This is a genomic window from Pseudomonas sp. GW823-FHT06B06 (assembly GCF_058795195.1).
The window spans coordinates 28,047-47,288 of sequence record NZ_JBXAHO010000009.1 but is presented as its reverse complement, the minus strand read 5'-3'; the positions used below and the strand labels follow the sequence as shown (position 1 = coordinate 47,288).

Annotated in this window: 15 protein-coding genes; 9 read left to right on the top strand and 6 right to left on the bottom strand. The window is 62.0% G+C overall.

Annotated elements, in window-relative coordinates; all coding sequences use genetic code 11:
- Positions 1-2: 2 nt before the first annotated feature.
- A complete protein-coding gene (locus AC1Q8Q_RS10280) occupies positions 3-1,808 on the top strand; it encodes an ABC transporter ATP-binding protein (RefSeq protein WP_033045219.1) in 1,806 nt (601 codons plus the stop codon).
- A gap of 3 nt (positions 1,809-1,811) precedes the next feature.
- Here AC1Q8Q_RS10280 and AC1Q8Q_RS10275 read toward each other — a convergent pair whose 3' ends face one another.
- From AC1Q8Q_RS10275 to AC1Q8Q_RS10265, 3 genes are all read right to left on the bottom strand, one after another.
- A complete protein-coding gene (locus AC1Q8Q_RS10275; protein WP_432669395.1) occupies positions 1,812-2,780 on the bottom strand; it encodes an alpha/beta hydrolase in 969 nt (322 codons plus the stop codon).
- A gap of 173 nt (positions 2,781-2,953) precedes the next feature.
- The gene (locus AC1Q8Q_RS10270) at positions 2,954-3,955 is read right to left on the bottom strand and encodes an NAD(P)H-quinone oxidoreductase (protein WP_033045222.1); all 1,002 of its coding nucleotides are present in this window, start codon (positions 3,953-3,955) and stop codon (positions 2,954-2,956) included.
- A 108-nt stretch (positions 3,956-4,063) separates the two neighbouring features.
- Complete coding sequence (locus AC1Q8Q_RS10265; RefSeq protein WP_033045224.1) at positions 4,064-5,278, bottom strand: YbfB/YjiJ family MFS transporter; 1,215 nt, start codon at positions 5,276-5,278, stop codon at positions 4,064-4,066.
- Positions 5,279-5,390: 112 nt separating this feature from the next.
- On the opposite strand from AC1Q8Q_RS10265, the gene AC1Q8Q_RS10260 reads away from it, so the two are divergent.
- The gene (locus AC1Q8Q_RS10260; protein WP_042955783.1) at positions 5,391-6,263 is read left to right on the top strand and encodes a LysR family transcriptional regulator; all 873 of its coding nucleotides are present in this window, start codon (positions 5,391-5,393) and stop codon (positions 6,261-6,263) included.
- Between the two features lie 37 nt (positions 6,264-6,300).
- Here the strand turns inward: AC1Q8Q_RS10260 and AC1Q8Q_RS10255 are convergent, their stop codons facing one another.
- Entirely contained in the window at positions 6,301-7,023 is a 723-nt protein-coding gene (locus tag AC1Q8Q_RS10255) for a pirin family protein (RefSeq protein WP_020800196.1), read from the bottom strand.
- Between the two features lie 182 nt (positions 7,024-7,205).
- On the opposite strand from AC1Q8Q_RS10255, the gene AC1Q8Q_RS10250 reads away from it, so the two are divergent.
- Positions 7,206-8,156, top strand: a complete 951-nt coding sequence (locus tag AC1Q8Q_RS10250) for a GlxA family transcriptional regulator (protein WP_492615019.1) — start codon at positions 7,206-7,208, stop codon at positions 8,154-8,156.
- Between the two features lie 162 nt (positions 8,157-8,318).
- The gene (locus AC1Q8Q_RS10245) at positions 8,319-9,821 is read left to right on the top strand and encodes an ATP-binding protein (protein WP_492615018.1); all 1,503 of its coding nucleotides are present in this window, start codon (positions 8,319-8,321) and stop codon (positions 9,819-9,821) included.
- On the opposite strand, the gene AC1Q8Q_RS10240 is transcribed toward AC1Q8Q_RS10245, so the two are convergent.
- Complete coding sequence (locus AC1Q8Q_RS10240) at positions 9,786-12,590, bottom strand: ATP-binding protein (protein WP_492615017.1); 2,805 nt, start codon at positions 12,588-12,590, stop codon at positions 9,786-9,788. The genes AC1Q8Q_RS10245 and AC1Q8Q_RS10240 overlap by 36 nt on opposite strands.
- 290 nt (positions 12,591-12,880) lie before the next feature.
- Between AC1Q8Q_RS10240 and AC1Q8Q_RS10235 the strand changes: the two genes are divergently transcribed.
- On the top strand, positions 12,881-13,456 hold the full coding sequence (locus tag AC1Q8Q_RS10235) for a flavodoxin family protein (RefSeq protein ID WP_033045231.1): 576 nt from the start codon (positions 12,881-12,883) through the stop codon (positions 13,454-13,456).
- 32 nt (positions 13,457-13,488) lie between these two features.
- Positions 13,489-14,313: an alpha/beta fold hydrolase gene (locus AC1Q8Q_RS10230; RefSeq protein ID WP_020800190.1), complete on the top strand. Its 825-nt coding sequence runs from the start codon at positions 13,489-13,491 to the stop codon at positions 14,311-14,313.
- On the opposite strand, the gene AC1Q8Q_RS10225 is transcribed toward AC1Q8Q_RS10230, so the two are convergent.
- Positions 14,303-14,785, bottom strand: a complete 483-nt coding sequence (locus AC1Q8Q_RS10225; protein ID WP_020800189.1) for a helix-turn-helix domain-containing protein — start codon at positions 14,783-14,785, stop codon at positions 14,303-14,305. The two genes, AC1Q8Q_RS10230 and AC1Q8Q_RS10225, sit on opposite strands and share 11 nt — an antisense overlap.
- Before the next feature lie 157 nt (positions 14,786-14,942).
- On the opposite strand from AC1Q8Q_RS10225, the gene AC1Q8Q_RS10220 reads away from it, so the two are divergent.
- From AC1Q8Q_RS10220 to AC1Q8Q_RS10210, 3 genes are all read left to right on the top strand, one after another.
- Positions 14,943-15,863 carry a LysR family transcriptional regulator gene (locus AC1Q8Q_RS10220; protein WP_020800188.1) on the top strand — a complete coding sequence of 307 codons (921 nt, stop codon included), beginning with the start codon at positions 14,943-14,945 and terminating at the stop codon, positions 15,861-15,863.
- A gap of 883 nt (positions 15,864-16,746) precedes the next feature.
- On the top strand, positions 16,747-17,349 hold the full coding sequence (locus AC1Q8Q_RS10215) for an antibiotic biosynthesis monooxygenase (RefSeq protein ID WP_110753730.1): 603 nt from the start codon (positions 16,747-16,749) through the stop codon (positions 17,347-17,349).
- Complete coding sequence (locus tag AC1Q8Q_RS10210; protein ID WP_020796366.1) at positions 17,346-19,184, top strand: amidohydrolase; 1,839 nt, start codon at positions 17,346-17,348, stop codon at positions 19,182-19,184. The genes AC1Q8Q_RS10215 and AC1Q8Q_RS10210 overlap by 4 nt, the downstream gene beginning before the upstream one ends.
- Positions 19,185-19,242 lie beyond the last annotated feature (58 nt).

Genomic DNA, 19,242 nt, shown 5'->3' with positions numbered 1-19,242 from the left:
CGATGTTTGACCGTGTCACCTCGCTCCTCGACCAGGCACGCCGTGCCTTGCTCCTTGTCTGGGGTACATCCCGGGGGCTGTTTCTGGGGCTGGTGCTGGCAACGCTGGTCGCCGGTGTACTTCCGGCGCTGGCGGCATGGCTGGGCCAGCGCATTGTCGACGCAGTGGTCTTCGCCATGCAATTGCACGCGCAGCAGGGCAGTGCGCCGTTGTGGCCGGTGCTGCGCTACGTGTTGTTGGAAGCGGGTGTGCTGGCCTTGCTGTCCGCCACCCAGCGGGCGCTGTCGGTACAGCAGTCGCTGTTGCGGGTGCAGCTGGGGCAGAAGGTCAACACGATGATTCTGGAAAAGGCCCAGACGTTATCGCTGGTGCAATTCGAGAATTCGGAGTTCTACGACAAGCTGGTGCGGGTTCGGCGCGAAGCCTCGACCCGGCCGTTGGCGTTGGTGATGAAGTCGCTGGGGCTGATCCAGAACCTGATCGTGCTGATCAGCTTCGGTGTGTTGCTGGTGCATTTTTCACCTTGGGCCCTGGTGTTGCTGGTGGTCGGTGCATTGCCGGTATTTTTTGCCGAGGCGCACTTTTCCGGCGATGCCTTTCGCCTGTTTACCCGCCGCGCACCGGAGAGCCGGCAGCAGAACTACATCGAGACATTGCTTTCCCATGAGGGCTACATCAAGGAGGTCAAGCTGTTCGGTTTCGCGCCGCTGCTGTTGCAGCGTTACCGCGACACCTTTGCCAGGCTTTACGCCGAGGACCGGCGGCTGACCCTGCGTCGCGATGGCTGGGGATTTGCTCTCGGCCTGCTGGGCACCGCGGCGTTCTACCTGGCCTATGCCTGGGTGGTGGTCGACGCGGTCCACGGCAGTATCAGCCTCGGCCAGATGACCATGTACCTGGTGTTGTTCAAGCAAGGACAGGCGGCGGTGAGCAGCAGCCTGAGCGCCATCAGTGGTTTGTACGAGGATGGCCTCTACCTGTCGGGCCTCTACGAATACCTGGCCGAACCCGTGGTTGCCGACACCGGTCATCTGACCGTGGGCGCGGTGCCTGGCGACGGCCTGCGCTTCGAGAACGTCGGCTTTCGTTACCCGGGGGCCAGTCGCGCCGCGCTGACAGGCATCGACCTGCATCTGGTGCCGGGGCACAGTGTGGCGCTGGTGGGGGAGAACGGTTCGGGCAAGACCACGCTGATCAAACTGTTGACCCGGCTGTATCGGCCCGATCAAGGACGCATCCTGCTGGATGGCAGCGATCTGCAAGCCTGGGAGGAAGACGCGCTACGCCGGCGGATTGGGGTGATCTTCCAGGACTACATCCGCTACCAGTTTTCCGTCGGCGAGAACATCGGCGTGGGCGACACGTTGGCGTTCAAGGATGAGCAGCGCTGGCAGCAAGCCGCCGCCGAAGGCATGGCTGCGCCGTTCATCGAGCGCCTCGATCGCGGCTATGCCACGCAACTGGGGCGCTGGTTTGCCGGAGGGCTGGAGCTGTCTGGTGGGCAATGGCAGAAAATCGCCCTGTCGCGCGCCTACATGCGCCGCGATGCCGATATCCTGATCCTCGACGAGCCGACCTCGGCACTCGATCCGGCGGCGGAAGCGGCGGTGTTCGAGCATTTCAGCCAGCACACCCAAGGTCGCATGACCCTGCTGATTTCCCACCGTTTTTCCAGCGTGCGCAACGCCGATCACATCATCGTGCTGGATCAGGGCAGCATCCTTGAACGTGGCGATCATGCCACGCTGGTCACGGCCGGGGGGCGTTATGCGCAGCTGTTCGACCTGCAGGCCCGGGGTTATCGATAACACTCAGGAATCCTGGGCGCCCCGTGACACCATGCCCCGTGAAACCTTAGCCCCGGCTATCTGCGGTTTTGCCCGCATCAGGCCTTCAAGCGCCTGGCGATACTGGCTGCCGCCCAGGCTCATGCTGTTGTTGTGCGTGCCGCCGGGTATCAGCAACAAGCGCTTGGGTTCATTGGCCGCATTGAACAACTGCTGACTGAACCGCGACGGCATGAACCGATCGGCCAGGCCATGGACCACCAGCAACGGCATGTCGATGTCGACGATCTTGTCGATGGAGTCGAACTTCTGCGACAGCAACCAGCGCACCGGCAACCAGTTCACCGGCAGGTTGTTGCCCGCGACTTCAGTGACGGCATCGCCCAGGGAGGTGAAGGTGGACTCGATCACCAGGCCGCGCACCGGGACCGGGCGTTTTGCCTTTTTCGCCTGGGCGGTCAGGTCTGCCGCCAGGTCGATGGCCACCGCGCCACCCAGGGAGTGGCCGTAGATCAAGCGCTTGCTGGCATCCGGTTGCATCGCGGTGAAACGATCCCAGGCGGCCCGGGCATCTTCGTAAACGCTGGCTTCCGACGGCAGGTCGCCCTGGCTCTGTCCGAATCCGCGATAGTCAATCGCCAGCACCGAGTAGCCCATGGCTCGCAACTGCTCGATGCGAAAGGCCTGGCCGGTCAGGTTCCAGCGTACGCCGTGCAGGTAGAGAATCGATGGCGCGTCACGGCGCGCGGCCGGCCACCACCAGGCATGCAGGTTTTGCCCGGCCTTGAACTCGACGGGCTTGATGTCGAATTCCTGCACGTCCCCAGGCAAACCGCGATACCAGCGGGCCGTGCCCGGTTCAATGCGAAACAGCAACTCGCGCTCTTTGTACTTGAGTGCGCCGCAACCCACGGGCAGGCCGACGACCAGCGCGGCCATGCACAGCAGCGGCAGCCAGCGCAGGCGCAGGCGAGTGAGGAGGGCAGTGGCCATCGGGTGGTTCACCGGTATGGACATGAAGTGCGCGTTTTAACAGATGCGCGCGCGGGGTGGGGAAAAATGCGACTTGTGGGAGCGGGGTTGCTCCAGGCGGCGTACCGACGAAGGCGATGGCACAGTCGACATTGATGCTGTCTGACACACCGCCATCGCCAGCAAGCCGGCTCCTACAGGTCCACGCGAAGCACGATTTTGCCGATGTGGTCGCCGGCTTCCATCCGCGTATGGGCTTGTGCCGCCTCGGTGAGCGCGTAAACCTGGTCGATCATCGGCAGGCAACGCCCGGCCGCAAGTACCGGCCAAACATATTCGCGCAGCTGTTCGGCGATCGAGGCTTTTTCTTCCCGGGTGCGCGAACGCAACAGCGAACCGGTGACCACGGCGCGCTTGGCCATGATCGCCAGCAAGTCGACATCCTTGCCGAAGGCACCGCCGAGGAAGCCCAGCATCACCAGTCGACCTTCCATGCCCAATGCCGCGATATTCTGGTTCAGGTACGAGCCGCCCATGATGTCGAGGATGACATTGACACCTTTGCCGGCGGTTTTTTCCGCAATGACCTGGACGAAGTCCTGATCGCGATAGTTGATCGCTTCGGCGCCCAATTGGCGGATTACCGCACACTTTTCCTCACTGCCCGCCGTGGCGAATGCCTTGATGCCGAACTCGCGGCACAACATCAGCGCGGTGGTGCCGATGCCGCTGGTGCCGCCGTGGATCAACGCGCGCTGGCCTTTGCTGGCGCCGCCCATGTCGAACAGATTGGCCCACACCGTAAAGAAGGTCTCCGGGACCGCCGCCGCGTGCACCCAGTCCATGCCTTCGGGTATCGGCAGGGCCTGGCTGGCCGGGACCACGCAGTACTGCGCATAGCCGCCGCCATTGGTCAGCGCACAGACCTTGTCGCCGACGATAAAATCACTGACTTGCGCGCCAACGGCGACCACTTCACCGGCCACTTCCAGTCCCGGGATCGGGTTCATGCCGGGTTTCATCGGGTACTTGCCGGCGCGCTGGATCACGTCGGGGCGATTGACCCCGGCGGCGTGCACGCGGATCAGCACTTCACCGACGCCCGCCGTGGGCAAGGGTACCTGGCGCGGTTGCAGGACTTCAGGAGCGCCGGGTTGGGTGATTTCAATCAAGGTCATGTCTTTAGGCAAATTCATTGCATATACCTACCTGTGTGGAAAATCAAAAGATCGCAGCCTGCGGCAGCTCCTACATGGGAATGCAGACACCTGTAGGAGCTGCCGCAGGCTGCGATCTTTTGACCTTCATGGGCAACTGGCCTGAACAACAGGGTCAGGTCGATTCATCAAACGCACCGCCAACTCCAGCAACAACGCCACCACAATGGCTCCGGCCGCAATCTCGAACATCAGCCCATGATGGCCGCCGCTGGCATTGAACAGGGCCGAATAAGCGAAACCGGAAATGGCCTGGAAGGTGGCGAAGGACACAGTGGCGCGACTCCAGACCACCTGTTGCTGATGATGCCCTGGGACCAGTTCGTGAACCCGTGCCAGTGCCAGCGGCACGATGCCTGGGGGGAATGATCCGAGGATCAGCGCCAGCACGGCCAATGAGGCGAAGGCGCTGGATACCGACAGCGCAGCCACGGCAATCGCCTGCACCAGCAACACCATGCGGATACTGCGCTTGGCGCCCAACTGATCCGCAAGAAAACCATAGCTCACCGGCCCGACAATCGCGCCGAGGCCGTACATCACCCAGATCAGTGCGCCGACATGTTGCCCGGCGCCGAGGCCGCGAGCCACGTAATCCACCAGGAACACCATGGCCGGCACCAGCCCCGCCGCCATGAGTGCGTATTGGGCAAACAGCAGGTAGACACCCGGGTGGGTGCGGGTCGGCGCGGCATGGTGCGTCTCTGTCGTCATTGCCTGGTGTGCGACCGCCGGCCAGCCAAACCAGCTGATGGCGGTCAGGATCAGTGCCAGCAAACCGAGGCCGAGCCAGGTTTGCTGCAGGCCCAGGCTCAGCAACGGCGGAACGATCGTTCCCGAACCGGCAATGCCCAGCCCTATGCCGAGAAAGATCGCGCCACTGGCCAGGCCTCTGCGCGAGGCGGGCACATGCGGCAACACCGTCGACGCCACCAGCACCATGATCGCGCCGCCGGCGACACCCGAGAGTAAACGCCAGCCGAAAAACCAGCTCACCGACAAGGGGAACGCACAGGCGAAGAACGACAGTGTGACCGCCAGCATCATCAGCCGCAGTGCGCTTTTGTTGGACGTGCGACGTGCCAGCGGCTGGCCGATCAGTGCACCGATCAGGTAGCCCACCAGGTTGGCGGCACCGAGGTACACCACGTCGCTGGCGGAAAACCAATGGGCCTGGATCAGCGAGGGAATCAACGGCGTATAGGCAAAACGTGCCAGGCCAATGCTGACCAGGCTGGCGCACAGGCCGGCAAGGATCGGTAGCCAGAATGCATTGCGTGGGGTGTTCGAGGGAGTGAGCATAAACGCTCTCCTGCAGATTTTTACTGGTGATCAGCTTAACCAACTTCTGTGATGCACTAATGCAGCGATTTCGCGTTATGGTGATGCATAAATGCATCTTATGGAGGACCCAATGAATTGGGATGACGCACGGGTGTTTCTCGCGGTCTGCCGCGAATCAACACTGCGCGGTGCCGCGCGGGTATTGGGTGTCGATCAGGCCACGGTGGGGCGGCGCATCACTGCGCTGGAAAAATCATTGAACGCCACGTTGTTCCTGCGCACCAGCGATGGGTATGCGCTGACAGCCGTGGGCGAAGCGGCGATGCGCGCGGTTGAGAAAATGGAGCATTCGGCTCTGGAACTGCAGCGGCGCATCCAGGGCCTCGACGACCGGCTGACGGGCATTGTGAGGGTGACCACCACCGACTCCCTGGCCATCGACTTCCTGATCCCGGCCGTCGCCCGCCTGCATCAACGTCACCCCGACGTGCGGGTGCAACTGGACGCCTCGACACAAATCCTCAGCCTGGCCAAACGCGAAGCCGATATCGCCGTGCGCAATACCCGGCCGGACAACCCGGACCTCATAGCCCGGCGAATCGCCCGTTGGCCGGTGGGCCTGTTCGCCTCGCAAGCCTACGTGGATGCCCACGGTATTCCCGAGCCAGGATCGGCATTCGAAGGGCATGACCTGGTGGTTTACCAGCCGTATTTGCAAGGTGGCAAGGACATGACACTGGTCAACGAACCCGTAGTGCGCGGGCGGATTGCCGCGAGCCTGAGTTCCAGCCTGCTGGTGCGGCGTTCGATTGCCGCAGGCATCGGGATCGGGGAGATTCCCGTGTATGTGGGGGAGAAAGATGGGCTGGTCCGACTGTGGCCGGAGCGCACGCGGCCGTTGCCGTATGACGTGTGGCTGGTGACCCACGCGGACCTTCGGCATACCGCGAGGGTCCGTGCGGTGATTGATGAGATTGTCGAAGGTTTTTCCGGGAACCTGTAGGAGCATGCTCGCTCCTACAGGGGCTGGTGTAGGCCTGTTATGGCATTTCTGGCAGTTCTTGCGGGCGCAAGTCGAACACCAGCACCTCGGCATCCACCCCATTGCTCAAGGTCAGCAACTGTTCCTCGCGAACCCGCACACCGTCGCCTGCCTGCATCGGCACGCCGTTGAGTTCGACGCGACCGCGAGCCACATGCACGTAGGCGTAGCGATTGGCGGCCAGTTCCAGAGTCGCAGTTTCCTTGCCATCGATCAGGCCGGCATACACTCGCGCATCCTGGCGCACTTTCAGCGAGCCCTGGGCGCCATCGGGGGAGATAATCAATTGCAGGCGACCGCGTTTCTTCTGCGTGCTGAAGTGTTCTTGCTGATAGCGCGGTTTGGCTCCGCTGACGTCAGGGACGATCCAGATTTGCAGGAAGTGCACGGGCCGCGAGTCCGAGTGGTTGTACTCGCTGTGCGCCACGCCGCTGCCGGCACTCATCAACTGTACGTCGCCGGGACGGATCACCGAGCCAGTGCCCAAGGTATCCTTATGTTCCAGCGCACCCTCGAGCACGTAGGAGAAAATCTCCATGTCGCGGTGCGGATGCTGGCCGAAACCCTTGCCGGCTGCCACGCGGTCATCGTTGATCACCAGCAGGTCGGAAAAACCCTGTTCCTTCGGGTTGCGATAGCTGGCGAAGGAAAAGGTATGGAACGACTTCAGCCAACCGTGATTGGCCAGGCCACGATCCGATGCTTTGCGAAGGGTCAGCATGATGAAATCTCCTGTGGGGACGTCAATTCGTCCGAGTGAGGAGAAGGTTAATGTTTATCTATTGATGCAATAAGTAGCTGAAAATTGAAATACTGTCTCGTTCAAGTTGACAAAAATGCGTCTGAGGGCGCGCTCCCACAAGTGCGCAGTACATATCCTTTTTTTCCAGTGATGTTGAACCCATGAAAACCGTAGCAATGGTGCTGTTCCCCGACTTTCTCCTGCTCGACATGGCCGGGCCCATGGAGGTGTTTTCCATTGCCAATCGTTATCTGAAACCCGATGACCACTATGTACTGACGACCCTTGGCACCGAGCCCGGCGCCTTGAGGGCGTCCAATGGCGTGAAGGTGCAGGCAGACTTGCCTGTCGATCAGGCCTGTGATGGCTTCGATTTGCTGCTGGTGCCCGGTGGGCCTGGTGCCTACAACCAAAAACATCCGCCCTTGCTCGAGTGGCTCAAGCACAACGTCAGTCGATCGAAAACCTATGGTTCGATCTGTACCGGGGCGTTTGTGCTGGGACACGCCTGTTTGCTTGACGGCTATCGCGTGACCACCCACTGGCATTACACCGACCGGTTGATCAAGGCATTCCCCAAGGCGACGGTCGAGACCGACCAGATTTATGTCCAGGACCGCAACCTCATCACTTCCGGCGGCGTCACCGCCGGCATTGACCTGGCGCTGGCAGTGGTCGCCCAAGACCATGGCAAGAAGGTCGCCCAGGATGTGGCCAAGGTGTTGTTGGTGGTCATGAAGCGCCAGGGTGGCCAGGCGCAGTTCAGCCCGTTGATGGCGGCAGTGGCTCCGCACGAAACGGCGATTACCCGGGTGCAGAACCATGTGCTCGAACATCTGGACGAAACTTTCAGCATTGAGCGCATGGCCGGCCTCGCGAATATGAGCCCGCGGCATTTCGCCAGGGTCTTCGCCCGGGAAGTGAGCATGACACCCATGGAGTTTCTGCAAAGCGCACGTATCGACTGCGCCAGGAGCCTGCTGGAATCCGGTGACTTGCCGCTCAAGACGGTAGCGTTCAAAAGTGGATTCGGCAGCGTGCGGCACATGCGTTTCCTGTTCGGTGAAAAGCTTGGCCTGACCCCGACCCAGTATCGCGAGCAATTCAGCTAGCGCCCTTGTCCGTCGTGCGCACCCTAATGGCCGTGACGCTCCCCCCGTGGCTGTTGTACCGTCACCTGGGCCTGCCAAGATACCGCTGAGCTCATTGCAATGAAGGTACGCAGCGCCTGGATGGTTGCGCGTGCCGAGCAGTTTTCCAGCGGGTGACAGTGGATGAACAGCCTTACAAACGTAACCAGCGACACGGTGTTGCACTTCGGTCCCTACGCGTTCCACCTCCAGCAGCGACTGGTCCTGGAGGGTGATCAGCCGTTGCGCCTGGGCGGGCGCGCGTTGGATATCTTGCAGGTGCTGGTCGAGCGTGCAGGCTCGGTGGTCAGCAAAGACGAACTGATTGCCCGGGTCTGGCCAAGGTCGGTGGTCGAGGAAATCAACTTGCGCGTGCACATTGCGGCGCTGCGTCGGGTTTTTCGTGACGGACAGGGCGGGCGTGACGGACAGGACGGGCATTGCTACATCGCCACGATTCCTGAGCGTGGCTACAGCTTTGTCGCGCCGGTGCGACAGGCGCTGGAGGTGACTCCATTGCCCTGCGACGCCTTTGCGAGCCCGGCGCACAATTTGCCAGCACGGCTTACGCCCATTACTGGTCGCGACGCAGTTGTCGGCAGTCTGGTGCGCCAGTTGCCGGTGCGCCGTTGCATGACACTGGTCGGGCCCTGTGGCATCGGCAAGACCACCGTTGCGCTGCGTGTCGCTGAATTGCTGTTGCAGCACTATCGCGATGGCGTGTGGCGGGTGGATCTGGCGCTGATCGATGACCCGGCGCAACTGGTCGAGCATCTGACGCGCACCTTGCCGCTGGGCATCGGCGCGGACGTGGACGCACTGGGGCGCTGGCATGCATTGCTGGTCCTGGACAATTGCGAACACCTGCTGGAAGGCTGCCGGACGCTGGTCGAGACGTTGCTGGCGTCGGCACCTCGGCTGTCGATCCTGGTCACCAGTCGTGAACCGCTGCGGGTCACCGACGAAGTGCTCCTGCCTTTACCGCCGCTGTTGGTACCCCCTGCGTCGGCATTGTGCAGTCTCGATGAGGTCATGAGCTATTCGGCGGTGCAGCTGTTCGTCAGCCGCGCCCGAGCTCGCCAGCAAGGATTTGCCCTGCGCGAGCAGGACCTCAAGGCTGTGCGCGAAATCTGTCGGCGACTCGATGGTTTGCCCTTGGCCATCGAGCTTGCCGCCGCGCAGATCGATGCGCTGGCGCTGGTGGGACTGCAGGCGCAACTGGATAACTGCTTTCAGATGCTGACCCAGGGGCGACGCACGGCAGTCCCGCGGCACCAGACCCTGAAAGCGGCCCTGGACTGGAGCTATGAGCGGCTGGCACCGATGGAGCAAACCGTGTTGCAGCGTCTGGCGGTGTTCAAGTCGGCGTTTACTGACGACGCGGCGCTGGAGGTGATCAGTTGCGCAATGCTGCCGCCGTCGAGTCTGGCCAGCATCATGGAGAGTCTGGCGCTCAAATCGCTGGTGTCGCTGGAGCAAGTCCGCGGTGTGACCCGTTATCGCTTGCTCAATACGACCCGCTGCTATGCCCTGGAAAAACTCGAACAGAGCGGGGCCTTGCGCACCTACGAAATGCGCTACGCCGGCTACGTCAGTCACAGCCGCCGACCATCAGCCAGGCACGTGGCCCTGCAACTCTGCGAGTAACCGTTGTACAGCGACCAGGTCCGGGGTGGCATGGCCTTCGGTAAACCGCTGGTAGACCGGCGACAGCAAGTCCCGGGCTTGTCGGTAGCGGCCCTGGCGTTGCCAAAGCCGCGCCAGCGAGGTGGCGCTACGCAGCTCCCAGGCCAGGGCACCCTGGGCTTTTGCTATGTTGAGCGCCTTGATCAACAGGGTCTCGGCGGTACAGTTTTTCACCGGGCAATCGGCCGCCAGCAGCGCATTGGCCCTGGCCCGCAGAATCTCCGCGGTGCTCCAGCCTGCCGCGCCGGTTTCGGCGCGTTGCAGTAAATCGTCATCGACCAGGCCGCTGTCGAGGGTAACCATGATTTCCTTGATCAAACCCGCACCCGGACGAGGTGACGCCTGGGCGTCGGCACTGTCGATGACCTGCGCATAGTGTCGAGCCCAGGTATAGAACAACAGCACCGAGTGCTTCTGCGCTTGTTCCAGCAGCAGGCGCAAGAGTTCGCGAGCGGTTTGGTTGTCGCCGTTGTAATGGGCGATCAGGCAGCCCGACAGGGCCAGGGTGTAGCAGATCGATGTGCCATGGTTGATCTGCAGCGCAACGTCCAGCGCCTGGCGGGCCGTACGCCAGGCTTGTTCGGGGTGGCCTTGAATCCAGAGGATGCGGGCCAGGATGGTCAGGGCGGCGACGCTCTGGTCGTATTGCACGCCAAACCCATGGGTGAAGCGATTGAGATGACCGCTGTGGGCCATGCGCTGGATCACCTCTTCGGCGTTCATCCGCGCCCGTTGCTGGTCGCCGGCAAAGTGCAGGGTCAGCACGCGCAGGCGATGGGTGCTCAAGGACAGCGCGGCGTCATTGTGCAGCCCCAGTCGGTCGAATTGCTCGCTCTGTTCCAGGGCCATTTGATAGTGGCCGCAACTGAGGTTGACGGCCAGGTGCCCGGAAATGGCGCGCAACTGACCGGCCACATCGTTGCACTGAATGGCCAGGGCCCGTGCGCTGACGAAGGCTTCGACGGTTTGCGCAGTGCCGCCCTGGGCGTGATAACTGGTACTGCCCAAAGCCAGTTTCAGCAGCATTTTCAAGCGCGGACAGGGCTCGGGCGCTGCATCGAGCAGCGTCAGGGCCTTGCGCACATAACCGCCGTACTCGTTCAGTAGCGACAGTTCCTGCCACAGTGGCGTGGATGTCGCGGTCAGGCGGATCGCCAACGCATGCGGGCCTGGCGCAGACAGCCCCCAGTCGAGCGCCGCGCGCAGGTCTTCGAGGCAGCGGGCATACCGCTCGATCCACTGCCCGGTGGGAATATGCTCCCAGTCGTTTTGCGCCTGCTGCATCAGTACCAGGCATCTCTGGGCGTGGCGGTCGCGGGTGGCGGGCAATTCAGCGCTTTGTTCGAGTTTTTCCAGGGCATAATTGCGGGTGGTGTCGAGCAGGCGGTAGAAAACCGCTTCGTCACCGACGTCCACGTTCAACAGCGACTTGGCCACCAATTGCGTGATCGAGCCAAACACTTCGCTCGGTTCAATGTGTTCACCCACGATCACCGCCGCCGCCGATTCAAGGGTAAAGCCACCGCGGAAGATGCCCAGTCGACGCAGGCAGGTTTGTTCGCAGGCAGTGAGCAGGTTGAAGCTCCAGTCCAGCGTCGTGCGCAGGGTCTGGTGCCGGCCCAGGGTCGTCGGGTTGCTGTGGGTCAGTCGGCCAAAGCTTTGCTGCAACTGCGTCAGCAAACCCTGCAGGCCAAGGTTCGCGACCTGCGCGGCCGCCAGTTCCAGGGCCAGCGGAATGCCGTCCAGGCGCCGGCAGATATCGATCACCAGCGGCAATTTGGCGTCGGTCAGCTCAAAGCTGTCGTGGTTGGCCATGGCCCGCTCGACAAACAGCTGCAGTGCGGAAAAACCCAGCGCCTGGGTATGGTCCAGCACGGCAATGGGCGGAGGGCAGTCCAGTGATTCCAGGCGCTGCACGTATTCACCTTCGGCTCGCAGGCTCTCGCGGCTGGTGGCCAGGATATGCACCTGCGGCGCGCCACGCAGCAGGCTTTCACACAGCAATGCCACGCTGTCGATCAAGTGTTCGCAGTTGTCGATGACCAGCAACATATGCCGTTCGCGCAGGAACGTGGCGAGGCTGTTCATCGGTTCGCTGTCGTGCAGGGACAGTTCCAGCACTGTCGCCAGGTGACCACAGACCATCGCCGGATCGTTGATCGGTGCCAGGTCCAGCAGGCGGATGCCGTCTCGGTAACGGCCGATCAGTTGCTCGGCAACGCGCAGGGCGACGGTGGTCTTGCCGATACCGCCGGGGCCTACGAGGGTGATGAAACGCTGGCGTGGCAGCTGCGCCACCAGGTTGTCGACCAGCACCTGACGACCGATCAGACGGGTGCTGCGCAAGGGCAGGTTATGGCCACTCAATTTCCCGGCGTCGCTGTGTAGGTCTTGCCCGCTGTGCTCCAGCGAGCACGGTGCAACAAAGCTGTAGCCACGCTGGGCCACGGTGACAATGTAGCGCTGGCCGGCCTGACCGTCGCCAAGGGCTTTGCGCAAGGCTGCCATGTGCACCCGCAGGTTGATCTCTTCCACCACGCTGTCGGGCCAGACTTGCGCCATCAGGTCCTGCTTGCTGACAACTTTCCCTGCGTGCTCCAGCAGGATCAACAGGATGTCCATGGCACGTCGGCCCAGGCGCAGGGGCCGTTCGGATTCCATCGCCAGACGTTGTCCGGGGTAGATCCTGTAGGGGCCGAAATGCACAGCCTGTTCGGGGGCGAGGGTCAACGGTTTACTCCTGTATGCATGCGTCTGGGACGCGCTTTTCGAGCATATTCCTCAGGTTTTTGCCGCCTTGCAATGCGCTGCGCGGATGACTGTTGCTCAAACGCATTGAATGTCGTGTATCAGGTAATGGCGGGCGGTCCCGTGAACATTGGTCGAGGCAGCGTTAAACCCGGGTCGCCGGGGCTTTTGGCGTGCCTGGGAAAATTAACAACGTTTAACTCGTCGTGCGTCCGGTCTACGCCAAGACTGCGAACCCTAAATGGATTCTACATGTCTGGAGGACGCCGGAGATGAGCAACGTGGTGGTGGTCTATCACAGCGGTTACGGGCACACCCGGGTCATGGCCGAAGCCGTGGCCCAGGGTGTGCAACGGCACGTGGGTAGCACCTGCCGACTCATTGCCGTCGAAGACGTGGACGAACACTGGGCGTGTTTGCACCACGCCGACGCGATCATTTTCGGTGCCCCGACCTACATGGGCAGCGCTTCGGCAGCCTTCAAGGCCTTCATGGAGGCTACGGCGGCGTTTTACCTGGCGCAACCCTGGCGCGACAAGCTGGCTGCCGGCTTCACCAATTCCGGCTGCCTGTGCGGCGACAAGCTCAACACCCTGCTGCAGATGGCGGTTTTCGCGGCCCAGCATTCGATGATCTGGGTTGGCCTCGACCTGCTGCCCGCACGCTCCGCCACGGGCGAGTTCGACGGCCAGATGAACCGGCTGGGCAGTTCGTTGGGCGCCATGGCCCAGTCGAATGTCGAACAGTCCCCCGACCTCGCACCGCCCGCCGAGGACCGCAGCACCGCGGCACACCTGGGCGAGCGCGTGGCGCGGCTGGCCGAGCGAATGCGCCGCACATCCGATTGATTGACCTCAACCCCACGTAAGGAACACGCCCCATGAGTACGTTCACCACCCGCGACGGCACCGAGATCTATTTCAAGGATTGGGGGAGCGGTCAGCCGATCGTCTTCAGCCACGGTTGGCCGCTCAATGCCGACAGCTGGGAATCGCAGATGTTGTTCCTGGCCACCCAGGGCTACCGCGTCATTGCCCACGACCGCCGTGGACATGGCCGTTCCAGCCAGCCATGGTTCGGCAACGACATGGACACCTACGCCGATGACCTGGCGCAATTGATCGAACACCTGGACTTGCACAACGTCGTGCTGTTCGGCTTTTCCACCGGTGGCGGTGAAGTGGCGCGCTACATCGGTCGTCACGGCACCGAGCGGGTGGCCAAGGCCGGGCTGATTTCCTCGGTGCCACCGCTGATGCTCAAGACCGATGCCAATCCCGGCGGCCTGCCGATCGAAGTGTTCGACGGCATTCGCCAGGCTTCGCTGGTAAACCGCTCGCAGCTGTACAAAGACCTTGCCAGCGGCCCGTTCTTCGGCTTTAACCAGCCCGGCGCCACCCCGTCCCAGGGCATGATCGACTGGTTCTGGATGCAGGGCATGGCCGCCGGCCACAAGAACGCCTACGACTGCATCAAGGCATTCTCGGAAACCGATTTCACCGAAGACCTGAAGAAATTCGACGTGCCGACGCTGGTGGTGCACGGCGACGCCGATCAGGTGGTGCCGATCGAGGCCGCGGGTATCGCGTCGGCAGGATTGGTGAAAAATTCGCGGCTGTTGGTCTACCCTGGCGCGCCCCATGGCCTGACAGACACCCACAAGGATCAGCTCAACGCCGATCTGCTGGCATTCCTCAAGGGTTGATGTATGCCGGCGATGGCGTCCGTGAAGTCGCCATCGCCGGCTCCAGCAGGTTTGTTTGTGCGGGTGAGGCGGGAAGGGCGCGTACTGTGCGGCAACGCCAGGCAAACGGATTGATGCCTTCACTGCGGGTGAACATGTGGCAGAAATGCGCCTGGTCGCAGAAGCCGCATTCGAGGCTGATTTGCGTCAGGCTCAGGTCAGTGTGCTGGATCAGCAGCTTGGCCCGGGCGATGCGTTGTTGGCGGATCCATTCCTGGGGTGAGCAACCGGTGCTGCACTTGAACGCCCGGGAAAAATGACTGCGCGACAGCGAACAGGCCTGGGCCAGTTCGGTCACTTGCAGGGTTTCTCCGAGGCGCTCGAGGATCAGTCGTTTGACCAACCGCTCGCGCTGCGGACTGAGGCCGCTGGTGCTTTTGCCTTGTGTTTGTGCGACTGCCGCGCGGGCGGCGCTTTGCTGCAACTGAGCCATGGCGAATGTCCGTGTCGGTAGGCTTCATTCTTGAACTCCAGGGCTCTGGGTTGCGAGTTAAACGTTGTTAATTCCTCGTCCATGACGGGCACTCTTGCGTAAAGTCAGACACAATCGCTGCCTCGCGCCTGGCTCAACACAAAAAGGAACCGTGCCTATGAACCGTAACGATCTGCGCCGTGTCGACATGAACCTTCTGGTGATTTTCGAAGCCTTGATGTTCGAGAAGAACCTGACCCGCGTCGCGGAAAAACTGTTCATGGGCCAGCCTGCCGTGAGCGCGGCCCTGGGACGGTTGCGCGATCTGTTCGATGACCCTTTGCTGTTGCGCAACGGTAGAAGCATGGAGCCGACGGCGCGGGCATTGGCGATTCTCAAGGAGTTGCAACCGGCGATGGATACCATTTCCGGCGCGGTAAGTCGCGCCAAGGAATTCGATCCTGCGACCAGTTGCGATGTGTTTCGCATTGGCCTGTCGGACGATGCCGAGTTCGGGTTGTTCCCGCCACTGCTGAGCAAGCTGCAGGAAGAAGCACCGGGCATTGTCGTGGTGGTACGCCGGGCCAATTACCTGCTGATGCCGGCCTTGCTGGCGTCGGGGGAAATTTCCGTGGGCGTCAGCTACACCACCGAGTTGCCGGCCAATGCCAAGCGCAAGAAACTGCGCGATATTCCCTGCAAAGTGCTGCGCGGTGACAAGCGACCGGGAACGCTGACCCTGGATGAGTATTGTGCGCGTCCCCATGCGATGGTCTCGTTTTCCGGGGACCTGAGCGGCAATATCGATCTGGATCTGGCGAAGGTTGGTCGTACCCGTCGAGTGGTGCTGGGGGTTCCGCAGTTCAGTGGTTTGCGCGCGTTGCTCGCCGGGACCGAGATGATTGCCACGGTGCCCGATTATGCAGCTTGTGCGTTGGTGGAGGGGTGTGGCTTGCGCGCTGAAGATCCGCCGTTCGAGATTGCAGCGGCGCAGTTGTCGATGGCGTGGAGTGGGGTGCATGACAATGATCCGGCGGAGCGTTGGTTGCGGTCGCGCATCAGTCAGTTCATGTCTGAGCCTTTGGCTGTTCTGGCTTGACCTTGGCGGCCTGGTAGCCGACCAGGTTGCTGGTTGTTTGAGTACATATCCGTTGCTGCGGTAACGGCGGCTTAGGGTTTCGCCCTTACGGCGAGTCCCTTTTGTCAAACGCCCGGAGTGCCGGCCCAGCCAAAAGGAACCAAAAAGTCTTGCCCCAGCGTCCGGCCCCTCGCTGAGGCTCGGCGTTCCTTCGCTCCGGTATCCATCCGGGGACACTGCCCTCCGGTTGGCTTCGCTGCACCTACATGCAGCGTGTTCGACTGCGTCGAACGGCGCTGCGCGCCACTCCCCGGATGAACACCGGAACGAGGCCTCCCGATAGGGGCGGGCAGATCAAGATCAAGAGCTGAAGGCGAGCTAACGCTCGGCCTGATGAGTGGTGAAGAGCGGGGTGGTGTACGCCGCTTTGCTTTTGCTTTTCTGTAGGAGCTGGCTTGCCAGCGAAGGCGGCCTTACAGCCGACCTGTTTCCTGCAGATGTACACGTACCCACTGTGGGAGCGAGCCTGCTCGCGAAGGCGGCCTGCCAGCCGGAATATATCTAGCAGTTGTACCCACCCCCTGTGGGAGCTGGCTTGCCAGCGAAGGCGACCTTTCAGCCGACCTGTTTCCTGCAGATGTACACGGACCCTCTGTGGGAGCGAGCCTGCTCGCGAAGGCGGTTCGTCATTCAACAGCTATATTCACTGACACGCTGCGCCATCGCGAGCAAGCGCGCGACCACAACGACCCCTGTTGTCCCGTGGCTGCGCGTCCCCTCGCAAAGACAGCACGTACATTCAATTTTTTTCTTCTCCGCAACGGCACTATCCAACTCAATAGCGGCGATCAGCTCCCGTGGTTGTCTGTTCGCCCCCCCTATCGTTTCGCCGGAGCCCTGCGTCATGCCTGATTCCAACGTGCCCGACTCGCCTTTCGAGGAGGTCGTGACCCTGGTTATCAAACACCGGGTCAAAGCCGGTTTTGAAGTGCCCTACGAGGCTTGGCTGCGCAATATTGTCAGTGTCGCCGGACAGCAGGAAGGGCACTTGGGTGTGGATGTGATGCGCGGCAAGAACGCCGGCCTCGACATGTACACCTGCGTCTTGCGTTTTTGTTCCCCCGGCGCGATGCAGCGCTGGCTTGATTCGCCGCAACGCCAGGCGTTGGTCAAAGAAGCCACGCCGATGCTGGCCGACGGCGACCAGACCGAGGTCAATCCGGTCAACGAATTCTGGTTCGCCCCGCAGGCCGAGACGGGCTCGCCGCCGCCGCGCTGGAAGCAGGCCGTGGTCACGCTGTTGGTGATTCTGCCGCATACCTTGCTGGTGCCGTTGCTCTGGGGGCCGTTGTTGCAACTCAACGCTTTTCTCTCCCAATACGTGGTCGCGACATTCCTGATCACCCTGACCATCGTGCTGTCGGTGGTGTACCTGTTCATGCCGATGGCGACGCGCTTGTTCGCGCCCTGGCTGTCCTCATCCACTTCGCCCAAGGAAACGCGATGAACGCCGATCTGATTCTGTTCAATGGCCAATTTCATACCGTCGACCGAGAGAACCCACACGCCAGTGCGGTAGCCATCCGTGATGGCCGCTTTGTCGCCGTGGGGAGCGATGCCGAGGCCATGGCATTGCGTGGCTCGGGCACGCAAGTGATCGACCTCAAGGGCCGTTGCGTGATTCCCGGGCTCAACGACTCGCACTTGCACCTGATCCGTGGCGGCTTGAACTACAACCTCGAACTGCGCTGGGAAGGTGTGCCGTCGCTGGCCGATGCGCTGCGCATGCTCAAGGAGCAGGCCGACCGGACGCCAACGCCGCAATGGGTGCGGGTGGTCGGGGGCTGGAATGAATTCCAGTTCGCCGAAAAGCGCATGCCGACGCTCGAAGAGCTTAACCAGGCCGCGCCCGATACCCCGGTGTTCGTCCTGCATTTGTACGACCGCGCCTTGCTCAACCGTGCGGCGCTGCGGGTTGCCGGCTACACCCGCGATACGCCGAACCCGCCGGGTGGCGAGATTGTGCGCGACGCCAATGGCAACCCCACCGGCATGCTGGTGGCGCGCCCCAACGCGATGATTTTGTACTCGACGCTGGCCAAGGGGCCGAAGTTGCCACTGGAGTATCAGGTCAACTCGACGCGCCAGTTCATGCGCGAACTCAATCGCCTGGGACTGACCAGCGCCATCGATGCCGGCGGTGGTTTCCAGAATTATCCGGACGACTATCAGGTGATCGAGCAGTTGGCCAAGGACCAGCAGCTGACCATTCGCATCGCCTACAACCTGTTTACCCAGAAACCGAAGGAAGAGCTGGCGGATTTCCAGAACTGGACCGGCAGCGTCAAGTTGCATCAGGGCGACGACTACCTGCGGCACAACGGCGCCGGGGAAATGCTGGTATTTTCGGCGGCGGATTTTGAGGACTTCCTCGAACCGCGCCCAGACCTGCCGCAAAGCATGGAAGACGAACTCGAGCCGGTGGTGCGCCATCTGGTCGAGCAGCGCTGGCCGTTCCGTTTGCACGCCACCTACGACGAATCCATCAGCCGCATGCTCGACGTGTTCGAGAAGGTCAACCGTGACATTCCGTTCAACGGTTTGCCGTGGTTTTTCGACCACGCCGAAACCATCACCCCCCGCAACATCGAGCGGGTGAGGGCGTTGGGTGGCGGCATCGCGATTCAGGATCGCATGGCGTTCCAGGGCGAATATTTCGTCGAGCGCTACGGTGCCAAGGCGGCCGAAGCCACGCCACCGATCCAGCGCATGTTGGCCGAAGGTGTGCCGGTCGGTGCCGGTACCGACGCGACGCGGGTGTCGAGTTACAACCCCTGGACCTCGTTGTACTGGATGGTCAGCGGTCGCACCGTCGGTGGCCTGGCGTTGCACGCCGAGGGCTTGTCGCGACAGACCGCGCTGGAACTGTTCACCCATGGCAGCGCCTGGTTTTCCTCCGAGCAGGGCAAGAAAGGCCAGATCAAGGTTGGGCAACTGGCGGACGTGGCCGCATTGAGCGCGGACTTTTTCAGCGTCGAGGAAGAAGCGATCAAATGGATCGAGTCGGTACTGACCGTGGTCGGCGGCAAGGTGGTGTATGCCGCCGGGGATTTCGAGAAGCTGGGACCTGCCAGCGTGCCGGTGCTTCCGGACTGGTCGCCGGTGGTCAAAGTACCGGGGCACTGGCGGCCGAACTCGCCGTTGCAGGCGCAGGTTCACCAGTGCAGCGGTCCTTGTGCGGTGCACTCGCACAGCCATGAACGGGCGCGCCTGTCGAATGCACCCGTCAGTGATTTTGCCGGTTTCTGGGGCGCCTTCGGCTGCTCGTGCTTTGCTTTTTGACGAATACCCATAAGCGCCGGCCTCCTGGTCGAGCGCAGCAAGCGACAACCATCCACCA